This is a genomic window from Xenorhabdus szentirmaii DSM 16338, from assembly GCF_002632585.1.
Lineage (GTDB): Bacteria > Pseudomonadota > Gammaproteobacteria > Enterobacterales > Enterobacteriaceae > Xenorhabdus > Xenorhabdus szentirmaii.
The window spans coordinates 153,377-167,872 of sequence record NZ_NIBV01000001.1 but is presented as its reverse complement, the minus strand read 5'-3'; the positions used below and the strand labels follow the sequence as shown (position 1 = coordinate 167,872).

Below are 14,496 nucleotides of genomic sequence, written 5' to 3'. Positions count from 1 at the left end.
AAAAATTATTAATTTTATACTAATATTATATTAGCTTTAAAAGCTAGAGCGCGATGAGAAATTTTCTCCTTTTTATTATTAATATTACCATGTTAATAACTTCACTTGCGCAGTTGTAAATAGAAAATCATCTTATCTTCTGAATACTTATTTTTTTCATCGCCTTACATTCTGAAATCAATGGAATATATTTGAATATGAAATATTTCTCACTAGGTTTTGTTTGCTAATGTGCTTTTATAATTAATAAAGATATTTTATGTATTAATTTATGCCTAAAAAGACTTAAATCTAATAAAAGCACCCTTGGTGTAATTATGGGTGATTGATATGTCCAATAAAATTAGAATTAATGCCATGAAAACATTATCTTACTCTATCAGTATTATGTTGATGGGCATTACATTATCTTATGCCGCTGTGATCCCACCCGGAACACAATTGGCAGAAAAACAAGAGATTGTACGCAATAATGGAGCAGAACCAGCATCGTTGGATGTTGATAAAGTTGAAGGAAATGTAGCCATTAATATTATAAATGATTTTTTTGATACATTGGTCAGTGTAGACAACAAAGGAAATATCGTACCTAAACTGGCTGAGAGCTGGGAAACTAAAGATAACAAAACGTGGATTTTCCATTTAAGGAAGGGGATCAAGTGGTCTGATGGCACCCCCATTACTGCCGACGATGTTGTGTTCAGCTGGCGACGTTTAACCGATCCTAAAACGTTATCTCCATACGGCAGCTATTTTGTGGATGCTTCTGTGGTGAATGCAAAAGAAATTTTAGCTGGAAAGAAAAAAGTGGAAGAGCTTGGTGTTAAGGCATTGGATGACATGATATTGGTAATAACCTTAGAAAAACCCGTTGGGTATTTTTTACATATGCTGGCTTTCGCTATTACATCTCCGATTGATGAAAAAATTGTCAAAAAATATGGGGATAAATGGACCAATCCTAAATATTTTGTTTCCAGTGGTGCATTTAAATTATCTGAATGGAAAGTCAATGAAAAAATCGTGGGTATCAGAAATCCTTATTATTGGGATAACAAGAATACGGTCATTAATAAAGTTACCTATTTGCCCCTTACATCAAGTATTTCAGATTTAAACCGTTATCTGGCCGGAGAAATAGACATGACATTTACTATCCCGCTGGAACATTCCTCATCATTAAAAAAACAAATTGGCTCACAAATTCATATTACTCCCATTCTTAGTACATATTACTTTAATTTTAATAATAAAAAGCCGCCCTTTAACGATGTCAGAGTCAGGCTGGCATTGGGCTTGGCTTTGGATAGAGATATTATTGCTAATAAAGTTGTGGCTCAAGGGCAAATACCCGCTTATGCAATTCTCCCTCCGGGAATCGGTGGTTTTAATTTTAAAAAGCCGGATTATGAATCTTGGACGCAAGAACAGAGAAATCAAAAAGCTAAGCAATTATTGAGTGAAGCTGGTTTTAATAAAACACATCCACTGACATTCAATTTAGTTTATAACTCGTCAGATCTTCATAAGAAAATTGCGATTGCAGCGACGTCAATGTGGAAAAAAAATCTTGGTGTCATTGTTAACATGCAAACTGAAGAATGGAAGGTGTTGTTAGATAATGAGCATCAAGGGAAATTTGATGTTGTCAGGGGGGGATGGGTTAGCGATTATAACAATCCAATGTCTTTTTTAGTTATTTTTACAACAAATCAGACAAATAACACTTCATTTTATTCAAATAAGGATTATGACAGTTTGGTGAGGAAAGCGGGAGAAACCAATAATCAAGAGGATTTTCAAAAGGCAGCGGATCTTCTGACAAAAGATATGCCTATAATTCCTGTTTATTATTATGTCAATGCGATATTGGTGAAACCTTACATTGGGGGATATTCTTCTAACTCTTTGGGGCAAACATTAACAAAAGATCTTTATGTTATTAAACATTAAGCACATTCATTTTTCGATTTCACTGAGAGCCTGCTGATGCAGGCTCCATTAGGCGGATTATTGCAATGCCTTGCGGGCAGCTAAGGCTAAAAAACCACTGCGACTGCTATATTTAGGGTATTGTTTAACTTTTGCATCGATGCGGCTAATTAAACGTAGTGGCAATGTAATATTAATACGCTCGATTTTGCCTTCAAACTGGCTCAAATCGACAGGAATCAAAATCCATTGTCCATTTTGGTATTCATCAATACTTGCTGCAAGATGCTCTTGCATGGTTTTTGGCACTGCCATCTTGATCTAATTCGATAAATGCAGGATATAACATAAATTTTTCCATTTTTGCGTATGCGATTTTTAAGAGTAATTCATTATTTATTAAATATATTATTTAAGTTTTGCATCTTTTAAACTCTTGTTCAGAGTTCCTTGTTTTATATCTTTACGGGGATGAGGAAGCGTTATGACGATAGAAAACTCAGGATGAAAGCACTGATAATGGCTTCCTTTATTCGCTTAAGTTTCCAGCCATTTATTTCCAGTAATTTCATTAGGTCTGAGCTATTCAAGCAGCCTCCTTTCCGCTTGGGATATCATATACACAATACACATTGTTCAAGTGTATGCTAGTTAACCATGTTGCTATCTGCCGTTATGGGTTAAACCCGAAATTCTGGTGCTAATTGGCTAAAACCCAATCCATTCTTTTTTTCTACTTTTATTTGGATCGGAATACGTTCTTTTAATGCTTCAACATGGCTAATGATTCCGATGGTTTTTCCTGATGCATTGAGGTGATCCAAGGCATCCAGGGCAATATCAAGGGTTTCAGGATCAAGTGTGCCAAAACCTTCATCAAGAAACAGGGATTCTATTTGTGTTTTGTTGCTTACCAGATCAGATAAAGCAAGGGCAAGAGCAAGGCTGACAAGAAAACTTTCCCCGCCTGAAAGGGTTTTGGTATCCCGGATGGCATCGGCCTGCCAAGTATCAATGACCTGTAATTCCAGACTGCCATTATCTTTGCGTAGTAAGTCGTAGCGGCCATGTAATTTTTCCAGACGGATATTTGCCAGATGTACGAGGTGATCCAGTGTTAGTCCTTGGGCAAAACGACGGAACTTAGCGCCATCTGCGGAGCCAATGAGGTTATTGAGGTAACTCCAGTCATCATAATTTTGTTGTGAAAGTGCAATTTGTGCCAGTAATGTTTGCTGCTGCTGGCGACGAGTAGCATCGCTATTCAGTTGTGTCCTGACTTCGCCTTGGTGTTGGTTGTTACGTTTTAGTTGAGCCGCAGCATCGGTCAATATGGCGGATAATTGCGGTGCGTCAAGTTGCTCAAGCAATGAGGGTTTGATTTCTGTATGTTTCTGTAATGCTATTTCTGATTCATGGTGCCTTGTTTTGGCCTGCAATTGTTGGTGTTCGAGTTTTTCTTGTAACTGCTGTAATTTTTCCCGTTGTTCCGGCGTTAATAATGCATGTTCAAAAGTGCGTTGATCCGGAAAACCTTGTTGTGACAATCCGTTCCGGAAGTGTTCGGCAGCAAGGATATATTCTGCTTCTGTGGCAGCAAGGTTCTTTTCAATTTCACTGGCTGCACCGGTTAATTGATTCATTTTATTTTGCAGTTGTTGCAGGTGGAGGAGACTGTGTTTATAGGTGTTTTCCAGTTCATTGGTTTTTTGTTGTAAGGTTTGATGAATGTCAGAGATGGATTGATTGCCAAATAAGTGCTGACGTTCCCGGCGTGTCTGCTCCAATGTCTGCTTTTGTTTTTGCTGCTCTTTATTCAGGTCGTGGCAATGAGCGGTTAGTTTATTTTTTTGTTTTTCCAGCTCACCGAGTTTGCTTTGCAATCCCGCCAGCTCTGTTTGCAGGAATTGCCATCTTTCACGTGAGTCATGGTAATTTTTCATTTCCTGCTCGCGTTGTTGCAGCCAGCTTGCTGTCTCTTGATGAGAAGGCAATGTAAAAGGCAGATGCTGCAATTGGTCGCTTAATTGCTGTGTTGTTGCTGAAACATCTGCTTCTATCTGCCGGAGTTCGGCTGTTTTTTCTGCCAGCTGTTTTTCAGCAGCCTCCAGCCTGACCTTTTCCAACATGATCTTCTGTTCAGATTCCTGATATTGTTCGCGAGCCAGTGCCCATGTTTTTTCTGCTGACTGGCAGGCTTTTTCTGCCTGTAATAACGCTTCTTTTTGGTGCTGGTATTGTTGATAAGCAGATTGTCGCTGGCCGATAAAATCGTTGACCTGTTCTGTATCCATCGGCAGCTCTGTGATTTGCAAATACTGGCAATGCTGATCCCATTGTTTGATCAATCCGGCTAACTGAATGCTGTGTTGTTCGATATTTTGTTGCAATTGTTCGCAATGTTGCTGATGAATCTGCTGTTTTTGTTGTAATTCAGTGCGCTTTTCTTGCAGTTGTTCAATTTGTTGACGCAGATTTTTTAATCGTGCTTCTGATTCTGGCAGGGCAATAGTCTGGTATTCATTGATTAAAGGATGATGAGTTGCGCCGCACAGCGGGCAGGATTCACCTTTTTTCAATTGTGCCCGCTCTTGTTCCAGACTGACGATCCGCTGCTCCAGACGAATTCGATTGTTGAGATCGTCATAATGTTGCTGTTTTTCTGCAAGTTTCTGATTGAAGGTTGTTATCTGAACAGGCAAGGATTGTACTAATGCCTGAGATTGTGTCAGTTGAATCTGTGAGGCTGAGAGAGTTGCCTGATGCTGTTGGATCTGAGGCAGCAATATCTCAAGTTGATTTTGCGATGCCAGTTGTTGTTGATAATTTTCCAAATATTTCTGTAAATGTGCCAATGGATGTTCTTGCTGCAAGGCTGCGAACAGTTTTTCAGCTTTGGCAAGATCGCGCTGTAATATTTGGTTTTGATCTTTTTGTTTTGCCCATTCAGTATGTAATTTATTTAATTGATCAACTGAGTGAGTCACCTCTGCGGCAATGTGTTGAGTGTTTTGTGTGAGCTGGTTTATTTTTGTTTGTCGTTCATTCTGACGGGCGAATAGTTGCTTCCATTCAGGCAGCTTGCTCTCCAAATCACGGTAATGAGGGTTAGCCTCATAATAGTTTTCCAGTGATTTTTGTTCTTTATTCATCGTATCTGTTTGATTTTTTGTATTTTGGTATTGGGATACGATGTCAGATAGTTCGTGCTTTTTCCCCGCAATATCTTTTTCTAGTGTCAGCAAATCTTTTGATTGAATATCAATTTTATGATCGAGCGGCATAACGTGTTCAGAAATGAGTTTTTCCTGCTGTTGCTGATAGTGTTTATGCTCTTCCCGATGTTTTTCCAATAGGGTGAGTTGCTGTTCGGCTGGTTGTAGCAGGGCCAGTTGCTGCTGACGTTCATTTTCTATCTTTGCCTGTTGCTCTATGAGCCGCTGTTTTTCATTCCGGATACGGTTTTGTCTATCCCACAATGGGCGAATTTTTTCTGCTGGCTCACTGGCAGTAAGTTGCTGTAATTGAGGCTGTGCTTCCTGAATGGCTTGTTCTGATTGTTGTAAGAGCAGTGTATTTCGGGTCAGTGATTGCTGGAACTCATCCCGTCTGGACAGCCATTGCTCAGCAAGTTGCCATGCCTTGATTTGCTGGCTGAGTTGCGTTTCTTCTGCAATTAATTGCTGTTGCTGCTCTTGGTACGACTGCTGCTGTTCTGGTGTCAGCAATTCAATGGAAGCTGCTTTGGCCTGCTGGATATTCAGTTCAGACTGGGCCTCTTTATGGCGCTGATAAATCTCCTGAGACAAAATGCCGTAAATTTCAGTGCCGGTCAGTTCTTCTAATAGATCCGCCCGATCTATATCTTTGGCATTTAAAAATGCAGCAAAATTCCCCTGCGACAACAGGATGGATTTGGTAAAACGGTAAAAGTCCAGGCCTGTGATTTCAGCGATTTTTTCTTTTTTTTCCGGGAGCTTGTCAGCCAGAATTTTTCCGTCTGCTTTGAAAACTAATTCTCCTTTTGGTGACTGAAGTTTGCCGTTTACCTGATTGCGGGCGCGGCGCTGGCTCCAGAATGCCCGATAGGTGATGCCCTTGACTTCGAATTCCACTTCCGCAAGGCACTCTGCGGTATGTCGGGTCATTAATTCGTTTTGAGAAGCAGAGATGATACCGAGCCGTGGGGTTTCATGGTACAGGGCAAGGCAAATGGCATCCAGCAAGGAGGTCTTACCTGCCCCAGTTGGGCCAATGATGGCAAATAACCCGTTGCTGGCAAAAGGTTCTGCGGTAAAGTCAATTTTCCATTCACCTTGCAGGGAGTTGATATTTTTCAACCGTAAACTAAGAATTTTCATGGCATATTCTCTTGGTGTTATTGCTGAGAAATATCATCCAGCGTTTGTTTAAAAAGGGTGGTCAGGCGTTGTTTTTGCAACATATCGTCTATTTCGGCCAGCGCCAAACGGCGTTCAAAAACGTCAGTTACACTTAATTCAGTCAGGGTTTCTTTATTTTTTTCAGAGAGTGGGAGCTGACGAGTATTTTTGCTACGCCGAAGCAAAATGATTTCAACAGGCAGATTTTCACTCAGGCTCTGGATACGCTTCTGGATATCGTGCAGGTAATCTTGGGTGACAACTTCAATATCCAGCCAAACGGGTCGCTCTCCTTGGTATTGTTTGAAAGCCTGTAACTGCTCTTCTATTTGCTTTAAATTGCCGCGAATAAGCTGCATGGGTTGATAGCATGGGATGGGTAACAATGTGATGCTATTAAGCTTGTCAGCGTTAAAGTCAACCAAGCAGACACTTTTTTCCTGACCCACTTCATCGAAGCTCAGAGGAATGGGCGAACCACTGTAGCGTATGTGTTCTGATTTACCGACAATTTGCGACCGGTGAATATGCCCGAGTGCGATGTAATCAGCAGGGGGGAAAGCCTGTGCAGGAAAGGCATCAAGTGTACCAATGTATATATCACGGACAGAATCCGAGGTAGATGCTCCCACCGTGGTGAGGTGTCCGGTGGCAATGATTGGCAAGGGGGGATCAAATTGTTCCCGCAATTCAGAAGCTTGTTGATAGAGTTGTTGGTAGTGTTTGGTAATGGCATCTTGCAAGGCTTGCTGTTTTTGCATACCTGATTGCCCTGCCTGACTGGTCATAATATCTCGCGGGCGAAGGTAAGGGATAGCGCAAAGAATTGCGCCAGCACTGCCGTCTCGATTATTCAATACCTTGATTTGTTGCTCTGGAGCGTCAGATTCAGCATTGGCAATGACAGTTGTATTTAAATAGGAGAGAAGCGCTTTTGATTCATTGAGTGTAGCCACTGAATCATGGTTTCCTCCGAGGACAATAAGCTGGCAGCCTGTGGGCTGTAGATCCACAATGAATTTATTATAAAGTTCACGGGCATAGCTGGGAGGGGAACCTGTATCAAAAATATCCCCGGCGATGATCAGTGCATCAACCTGATGCTGAATGATCTGCTGGATAATCCATTGCAAAAAGGATTTATGTTCTGCGGCTCGGGTTTTGGTAAAGAAGTATTGACCAAGATGCCAGTCTGATGTGTGAATGATATGCATGTTTTTCGCCTATGCTTTCTCTTACCTATGACAAGCGCTAATTATAATAGGGATATGAGGGATGTCCTGTGTCATTTTGTTTTCATTCCTGAATTTTCGAGCAGGTTCGCATCCATAATGCAATATGACAAAAGTGCCATATATTCTCCGTGAATCTGATCGAAGCTTGTTAATCAAGGAGTAAGGTTTTTCATAAAATTGTCATAAAATTAACTCATAATGACATAAAGTGAATATTACTGACTTCAATGATATTGACAGGATTAACCATGGTTAAACGTATTTTGGTAGTTGAAGATGAAGTACCGATTCGTGAAATGGTTTGTTTTGTACTGGAGAAAAATGGTTATCAGGCTGTTGAAGCTGAAAATTATGATGCGGCAATAAGCCGGCTATCAGAACCTTACCCTGATTTGGTGTTATTGGACTGGATGCTTCCTGGTGGCTCGGGGGTACAGATCATTAAGCAAATGAAGCGGGATAATGATACCAAGATGATCCCCGTCATTATGGTAACGGCGCGAGCAGAAGAAGATGATCGGGTATGTGGCCTTGATGCCGGAGCTGATGATTATATCACTAAACCTTTTTCACCGAAGGAACTGATTGCTCGCGTTAAGGCAGTTCTCCGGCGAACATCTTTGGAAAAGTCAGGGGAACTCATTGATATGGAAGGCTTGGTTTTGGACCCATCATCTCATCGTGTTTCCAGTCTGGGGCAGGATTTGAAGATGGGGCCGACGGAATTCAAACTTCTTTACTTTTTTATGACCCATCCTGAGCGGGTTTACAGCCGTGAACAACTGCTTGATTATGTGTGGGGTACGAATGTCTATGTGGAAGATCGCACTGTAGACGTGCATATCCGGCGCTTGCGTAAAGTATTGGAAGTCGGTAACCACCATAGAATGGTACAGACTGTTCGCGGCACGGGATATCGTTTTTCTACCCGTTATTGATGGCACTGAAACAGTAGCCGTGTTGGTTCGGGTGACTATGCTAATGGAAACTCAGAGTCACGGTATTTTCGGGTAACAGAAGTATCAGATAATCATGTTTTCATGCCGGAGAAAATAGTGTGCTTGAGCGTTTATCTTGGAAAAAATTGGCATGGAGTCTCATGCTTTTTTGCCTGCCCGTTGTCATTTTGTCTCTTTTCGTTGGTCATCTGGCATGGTTGCTTATTATCGCTATGCTCTTAGCGCTGGGGTGGCATGGCTATAATTTGCTGAAGTTATCTGATTGGTTATGGTTAGATCGCAGTTCGTTACCTCCTGCCGGACGAGGGGAATGGGAACCCATTTTTTATGGTATTCATAAGATGCAACAGCGTAACCGTAAACGGCGTCGTGAACTTGCGTTGTTGATCAAGCGCTTTCGCAGTGGGGCTGAATCATTGCCGGATGGTATTGTGATGATCACAACAGAAGGCAATATTTTCTGGTGCAATCGCCTGGCTTTGCATTTACTCGGATTTCGTTGGCCTGAGGATAATGGTCAGCATATTTTCAATTTACTCCGTTATCCGGATTTTAGTCGCTATATCATGGCAAATGATTTTTCCCGCCCTTTGTCCATCGAGTTAAATAACGGAAATATGATGGAGTTTAGGGTAATGCCTTACTCTGAAAGGCAGTTATTGATGGTGGTACGCGACATTACTCAAAAAAGGTTGCTGGAAAATGCCAGACAGGATTTCTTTGCCAATGTTAGTCACGAGTTAAGGACACCACTCACTGTATTGCAAGGCTATCTGGAGATGATTCAGGATCAAGATCTGGACAGCAAAAGCAATAAAAAAGCAGTGAGTACTATGCAGGAACAGATAAGAAGAATGGACAGTCTGGTTAAGCAATTGTTGCACCTGTCCAGAATTGAGGCTGGGCCGCAAATTGATATGAATGAAGTGATTGATGTTCCTGAAATATTGAAGTTATTGCGGCAGGAGGCATTGGCTCTGGGAAATAATCAGTACGATATTGTCTTCCATATCGATGAAAAACTAAAAGTGTTTGGGAATGAAGAACAACTGCGCAGTGCGATGTCGAATCTGGTCTATAACGCCATCAACCATACTTCTCCGGGGACGCGGATTGAGGTAAGTTGGAAGAGTCTCTCTCTGGGGGCACTGTTTATGGTTAAGGACAATGGCAATGGAATTAATGCTGAACATTTGCCGCGTCTGACAGAGCGTTTTTACCGTGTGGATCGCGCACGCTCACGGCAAACCGGGGGCAGCGGGCTTGGGCTTGCGATAGTGAAACATGCATTGCATCACTATAATACGCATCTTGATATTTCGAGTATACCAGGCAAAGGTTCTGCTTTTAGCTTTCTACTGGCGCCTAGGCTTATCGTTTCTTCTAAAAATAACCAGATAATAAAATAATCAGTTAAATGGAGCCAAATGGTAATAAGATGGACAAAAAATGATTCATTTAGCTACTGGGAACAAAAAATATACAAATCATATAGTGTGTATTCAATGATAGATAACAATAACATCTAATTTTAAAAATTAGTTTGAAATATTGTTCTGGTTTTTGGTTTGTCGCTTGCCTTTTGACGCTATAAAAGTTTTACTTGGGGGCAGTTGTTGGCGATTCTAGCTATTATTACCACTATCATTCTGTATCTTGCGATTATCAGTGCATATTATGTTGATCACTGACTGTTACATCAGAATTCAGTCTCGCCAGTGAAAAATCAAGTATTTGCGGTAACTTCTATCGCACATGCAATTCTTTTGGCAATAATACATTAATAATCATTATGGCATACCGTTTATCATCTAAGGATATTTGGGCATTGGGCTTTATGACTTTTGCCTTGTTCGTTGGTGCGGGAAATATCATTTTCCCGCCTATGGTTGGCTTACAAGCGGGAGAAAATGTTTGGATTGCAGCTCTCGGCTTTTTGGTAACGGCGGTTGGCCTGCCAGTTATTACCGTCATTGCTTTGGCAAAAGTAGGTGGTGGCATTGAAGCGCTCAGCTCACCTATTGGTAAAACCGCAGGCCTGATTTTGGCAACAGTTTGCTATATGGCGGTTGGCCCTCTGTTCGCAACACCAAGAACAACGACAGTCTCTTTTGAAGTTGGGATCGCACCGATTACCGGAGACGGTGATCTTCCGTTACTTATTTATAGTATTGCTTATTTTTCACTCGTTATTTTGATTTCATTGTATCCGGGTAAGCTACTGGATAATGTCGGACATATATTGGCGCCAATCAAAATCCTGGCCTTGGCCGTTCTGGGGATTGCTGCTGTGTTATGGCCTGCGGGTAGCCCTATTTCAGCCGTTGAAAGCTATCGGGACGTTCCATTCTCAAATGGTTTTGTCAGTGGTTATTTGACTATGGACACGCTGGCCGCGATGGTCTTTGGCATTGTTATTGTCAATGCTGCGCGTTCCAGAGGGGTTGAATCTTCTTCTTTGTTGACCCGTTATGCGATATGGGCAGGTATCATTGCCGGTTTGGGATTGGCACTGGTATATCTTTCTCTGTTCAAATTAGGAGAAAACAGTGGTTCACTCGTACCCACAGCTGAAAATGGTGCACAAATTCTGCATGCTTATGTCCAGAGTGTGTTTGGTAACTACGGCAGTTTCTTCCTCGCGGTTTTGATTTTCGTTGCTTGTATGGTAACTGCGGTGGGGTTGACTTGTGCTTGTGCTGAGTTCTTCAGCCGCTATTTGTCACTGTCTTACCGCTCTTTGGTACTGATTCTGGGCACTTTTTCCATGCTGGTGTCTAATTTGGGACTGAACTATCTGATCAAGTTCTCAGCGCCAGTACTGACAGCAATTTATCCGCCATGTATTGTTCTGGTATTGCTGAGCTTTACTATAAGCTGGTGGAAGAACTTTACACGCATTCTGGCTCCGGCCATGTTGGTGAGTTTGCTGTTCGGGATCCTGGATGCGGTGAAATCTTCTGAGTATTTGGCGCACTTATTGCCACAATGGGCGAAACACCTGCCGTTGGCAAATCAAGGGTTGGCATGGTTGCTGCCAACATTGCTGACTGTTGTTGGATGTGCCGTTTATGACCGTGTGATGGGAAGTGCCAAGCTCCCAAAGTATAAAATGCAATATGAAGAAAAACAGGAACACAATTAATTCGTCGTTTTCTGTGGGTTGTCGTCCGCCCGCTTCATAGTGCTTTGTAATATCAATAGTACGTTGTGATATCAACAACAAGGGTGAACAAGTTAAAGCTGTCCACCCTTGTTTATTTTATGCGTCAATAACCAATGGCTGCGCCTGCCGGCCTGCGTGCGTCATTTGCTCCGTAAATATAACCTTCACGCACGGTATCTGATACAGCAGAGTCATTGCCTGAATCGGCTGGGGTCACTCCGGCCGCGTCCGGTAGCCCGACCATGATTAATTCTGTTGCTCCCCATGGTGTTTGTTCTATCATTTTGTATCCCATTTTCTCCAGTAAGTTCAGTGTATCTTTCGATAATCCACGTTGCTCATAATAAACCTCATCCGGTAGCCATTGATGATGAATACGCGGACTATTGACGGCATCTTGTGGCGGCATATTGAAGTCGATGATATTCAAAACACTTTGCAGTGTGATAGAGATAATGCGCGATCCTCCCGGAGAACCTAAGACCAGAAAGATTTTGCCATTTTTTGTCACGAGTGTCGGGCTCATTGATGATAGTGGGCGCTTACCCGGTGCAATGGAGTTGGTTGCACCTTGTACAAGGCCATACAGGTTTTTTTCACCAACCTTGGTTGTGAAATCATCCATTTCGTCATTCAGGAAAAAACCGGTTCCCGGAGCGATGACAACTGCACCAAATCGACCATTGACAGTGTAGGTCGTCGAGACGGCATTACCTTCTTTATCAACCACAGAATAATGAGTCGTTTCTGTTTTCTCATGGGGGCCTAAACTGGGCTGGACATTTGTTGAAGGTGTGGCTTTATTCGGTTGGATCTCTTTTCTGATAGAACTCGCATAGCTTTTACTTAACAGCTGATCGAGTGGGTTTTTGATAAATGCCGGGTCACCCAGATAGGTATTTCTGTCCATGTAGGCATGACGCATGGCTTCTGTTAATGTGTGAATATAGTTTGCGGAATTGAGACCCATTGATTTCAAATCGTAACCTTCAACAATATTTAATATTTCACATAATGTAACACCGCCTGAACTTGGAGGAGGCGAAGAGATAAATTTGTAGCCACGATAGCTACAGGTTACAGGGGTAGTCTCTGTAATGCGGTAATTGGCAAAATCTGCTGCGGTAATAATTCCTCCTGACTTTTTTGAAGTTTCTTCAACCAGTTGGGGGATTTTTCCGTGATAGAAAGCATCTGGCCCTTTTTTAGCGATCATTTCCAGCGTATTGGCTAAATCGGTTTGAATGAGTCTGTCTCCGGGTTTGAATGGTGTTCCGTCTTTATGCAGGAAAATACGTGCAGCTTCAGGATTTTGCGCAAAACGTTTAATTGTGGTGTCCAAAATATCAGTATCACCGCGAGTCAGGATATAACCTTCCCGCGCCAGTTTGATGGCCGGCGCCATGACTTGTTCGCGGGTTAAAGTCCCATATTTTTTTAATGCCTCTTCAAATCCCATAACAGTACCGGGTACAGCAACGGCAGTGTAGCCATACAGACTGGCGTTCTTGATAAGGTTACCGTCTTTGTCCAGATACATGTTGGCACTGGCTGCCGCAGGGGCTGTTTCGCGGAAATTGATGAAGGTATCTTTGCCATTGGCAAGATGGATGGTCATGAAACCACCGCCACCAATGTTTCCACAGCAGGGATTAACAACCGCTTGGGCATAACCCACTGCAACTGCGGCATCAATGGCATTGCCTCCCATTTTGAGAATATCGATGCCCACTTGCGAAGCAAGATGTTGTGCACTGACAACCATTCCTTGTTTCGCTTCGGTAGCGGGCTCAGTTGCAGCATGAAGGGGAACGGAAATAAATAGGGCGATGGCTATAAAGGGAGTTCTCCATATCAGGGGCATAAGTGTTGTTCTCCTAATCTGAATGAATAGTGATAGGGATAATTTTGTTTGTAATTTTTTTGTTAAAGCAGAGTGATTCACCTTATCGGAAGCCCTGAATTTTGGAAAGATGATTTTCTGAATAGAGGCAGATATACCCAATGGGAGGCAAGTAAAGTGGGGTGACAATGTGTCATTCAGATGACGGAGATTATTTAAAGATCCAAAAACAAGAGGAAACCAATTCTGTGCGGTTAGTGACATTCGCTTTAGTAAAGATATTGCGCAAATGGGTTTTTACGGTGGAAAGTGAAACGTGCAGTTGTAATGCGATACGTTTATTGCTGGCTCCTTCCCTGACCAGATGAATAACTTCCTGTTCTTTGGGGGTAAACGAAATCAGGGGATCGGGGAAAATGTCGAAAGTCATCAATTCAGCAACGGGAAGGATCGCGTTTAACCTCAACATTTCCTGATGTTGAAACGGGCTATCTCTCAGAACTGAGATGCCGGCAATAATCTTATTCCTGCGGCGGATAAAAATTTCGGCCATGTCCGTTGATGATGACTGAAAGGGGCTGTTTTCATTCGTCATTCCACTCTGGTCAAGCTCTATATTTATCATGCCTGCTTTTGTTTTCAATACAAATACACATGTTAATAATGTGATATTGATTGCATTATTTTAAACTTATTTGTTTGATTTTATAGTCTGTTTTATCTCTGAAAAGGTATAATGGTCATGCATTTTATTAATATATTAATAATTTGCATTTTTATTATTGATTGATAACATTTGAATTATGGTGTTTTTTGGTTTTTCTCAAGTACTTTTCGACAAAAATACGTAGGTACTGTCTTGCTGTGGTCATCGTTCTTTAGAACGATAGCGACCTTTTTCCTCTTATTTCTATAGTTAACCTACAGTTATCTTTTGGGTAACAAAATATTTACAATCAAGTGAGCTGTATGCCAGAGG

General features: G+C 41.9%; 9 protein-coding genes and 1 pseudogene. 4 read left to right on the top strand and 6 right to left on the bottom strand.

Translation table 11 applies throughout. The features are described from left to right. The first annotated feature begins 330 nt into the window (after positions 1-330). A complete protein-coding gene (locus tag Xsze_RS00860) occupies positions 331-1,953 on the top strand; it encodes an ABC transporter substrate-binding protein (RefSeq protein WP_038238547.1) in 1,623 nt (540 codons plus the stop codon). 57 nt (positions 1,954-2,010) lie between these two features. On the opposite strand, the gene Xsze_RS00855 is transcribed toward Xsze_RS00860, so the two are convergent. The 4 genes from Xsze_RS00855 to sbcD form a co-directional block, all read right to left on the bottom strand. Continuing rightward, positions 2,011-2,247: a type II toxin-antitoxin system HicB family antitoxin gene (locus Xsze_RS00855; RefSeq protein ID WP_051462399.1), complete on the bottom strand. Its 237-nt coding sequence runs from the start codon at positions 2,245-2,247 to the stop codon at positions 2,011-2,013. 93 nt (positions 2,248-2,340) lie between these two features. Further along, the gene (locus Xsze_RS23265; RefSeq protein ID WP_408672827.1) at positions 2,341-2,418 is read right to left on the bottom strand and encodes a hypothetical protein; all 78 of its coding nucleotides are present in this window, start codon (positions 2,416-2,418) and stop codon (positions 2,341-2,343) included. Positions 2,419-2,612: 194 nt separating this feature from the next. Continuing rightward, on the bottom strand, positions 2,613-6,293 hold the full coding sequence (locus tag Xsze_RS00845; protein ID WP_038238545.1) for an AAA family ATPase: 3,681 nt from the start codon (positions 6,291-6,293) through the stop codon (positions 2,613-2,615). 17 nt (positions 6,294-6,310) lie between these two features. Further along, the gene (sbcD, locus tag Xsze_RS00840) at positions 6,311-7,528 is read right to left on the bottom strand and encodes an exonuclease subunit SbcD (RefSeq protein ID WP_038238543.1); all 1,218 of its coding nucleotides are present in this window, start codon (positions 7,526-7,528) and stop codon (positions 6,311-6,313) included. 269 nt (positions 7,529-7,797) lie between these two features. Between sbcD and phoB the strand changes: the two genes are divergently transcribed. The 3 genes from phoB to brnQ all read left to right on the top strand — a co-directional run bounded on the left by phoB (position 7,798) and on the right by brnQ (position 11,653). Then, positions 7,798-8,487 (top strand): phosphate regulon transcriptional regulator PhoB, encoded by a 690-nt coding sequence (gene phoB, locus Xsze_RS00835; RefSeq protein WP_038238541.1) that lies wholly within the window; start codon positions 7,798-7,800, stop codon positions 8,485-8,487. A gap of 119 nt (positions 8,488-8,606) precedes the next feature. Then, the gene (gene phoR / locus Xsze_RS00830) at positions 8,607-9,917 is read left to right on the top strand and encodes a phosphate regulon sensor histidine kinase PhoR (protein ID WP_038238538.1); all 1,311 of its coding nucleotides are present in this window, start codon (positions 8,607-8,609) and stop codon (positions 9,915-9,917) included. A gap of 383 nt (positions 9,918-10,300) precedes the next feature. After that, positions 10,301-11,653, top strand: a complete 1,353-nt coding sequence (gene brnQ, locus Xsze_RS00820; protein ID WP_038238534.1) for a branched-chain amino acid transport system II carrier protein — start codon at positions 10,301-10,303, stop codon at positions 11,651-11,653. 124 nt (positions 11,654-11,777) lie between these two features. Here brnQ and ggt read toward each other — a convergent pair whose 3' ends face one another. Together ggt and Xsze_RS00810 are read right to left on the bottom strand one after the other, a co-directional pair. Continuing rightward, complete coding sequence (ggt, locus tag Xsze_RS00815) at positions 11,778-13,538, bottom strand: gamma-glutamyltransferase (protein WP_038238530.1); 1,761 nt, start codon at positions 13,536-13,538, stop codon at positions 11,778-11,780. 190 nt (positions 13,539-13,728) lie between these two features. Next, positions 13,729-14,073: pseudogene (locus Xsze_RS00810) on the bottom strand (helix-turn-helix domain-containing protein); the annotation flags it as partial. Positions 14,074-14,496: the final 423 nt, after the last annotated feature.